Source organism: Caulobacter sp. D5, assembly GCF_003185805.1.
In the GTDB taxonomy this organism is placed as follows: Bacteria; Pseudomonadota; Alphaproteobacteria; order Caulobacterales; family Caulobacteraceae; genus Caulobacter.
Genome location: NZ_QHJY01000557.1, coordinates 1 through 1186, shown reverse-complemented (window position 1 = coordinate 1186; position 1186 = coordinate 1). Strand labels below are relative to the sequence as shown.

Annotated in this window: 1 protein-coding gene; it reads right to left on the bottom strand. The window is 72.7% G+C overall.

Annotated features, from left to right (window positions below):
- On the bottom strand, nt 1-921 hold a 921-nt coding region (locus DMC18_RS25170; RefSeq protein ID WP_233248305.1), incomplete at its 3' end, for a HAMP domain-containing sensor histidine kinase.
- Nucleotides 922-1186: the final 265 nt, after the last annotated feature.

The following is a 1186-nucleotide window of genomic DNA, read 5'->3' as shown; positions in this document are numbered from 1 at the left end:
CGCGGCCAGCGGGCGGTCCGGCGCGGCCAGGGCGGCGTCGACCAGCAGCACGGTGGCGGCGGGCAGGGTCTCGACCTTGTCGAGGCCGGCCAGGTTCCTGACCCAGGCGCCCGACGCGATGGCCTGGGCCCCGACGGCCTCGCGGACCACCGGGTTGGGCGACACGACGGCGACGAACCGGCCTTCCAGCGGCGGGGCGGGGGGCGTCTTGTCATGTCGGGCGAAGGGGGCCTCGAACCAGAAGTCGGCGCCGCCGCCCCCTTCCTTGATGGAGGCCTCGCCGACGCCGGCTGCGCCGTCCATGGCGGCGGCCAGGCGGGCGACGATGGCCAGGCCCAGGCCCGCGCCGCCCAGCTGGGCCTGGTGCGAGGGATCGGTCTGGACGAAGGCCTCGAAGATGCTCTCGCGCTGCTCGGGCGCGACGCCCGGCCCGGTGTCGGCCACCGAGAAGCGCACGCGGCCCTCGCCGACGTCGCGGGCGGTGATCAGCACGCCGCCCTTTTCGGTGAACTTCACGGCGTTGCCGGCGAAGTTCAGCAGCACCTGGCGCAGGCGGCCCTCGTCGGCCAGCAGCGGCGGCAGGCCGCGCTCGACCGCCCAGCCGATCTCGATCTTCTTCTCGTGGGCGCGCGGGCTCATCAGCTCGGCCACCTGGCGCAGCAGGTCCTCAATGTGCACGGGGGCCAGGTGCAGCTCCAGCGCCGTGGCGCCCAGGCGCGCGAAGTCGAGCACGTCGTTGACCAGGCTCAGCAGGTGGTCGCCGCTCTCGCGCAGGGCGGAAACATAGGAGCGCTGCTCGGCGGTGAGCTTGGTGTTTTCCAGCAGACGCGCCATGCCCAGCACCCCGTTCAGGGGCGTGCGGAACTCGTGGCTCAAGGTGGCCAGCTGTTCGGCGGTGACGGCGTCGCGGGTCTTGGTCATGGCGCGTGAGTTTAGGGAGCGCGGGTTAAGGGCGGGTGGAGACCCGCTGCGCGGGCCCCCTCAGTCGCTCCGCGACAGCTCCCCCAGAGGGGGAGCATCTTGGCGCCTCTAGATCCTCCCCCTCTGGGGGAGGTGGCCCGGAGGGCCGGAGGGGGTCAGCGCAGGCATGCGATCTCGATCTCCCGTGGTGATCCACGAAAGCTTGTGGGGAGGCGCGGAGCGGCCGGGCGGAGCCCGGGGACCGTGATGTGTTTTAGCGTTTCGG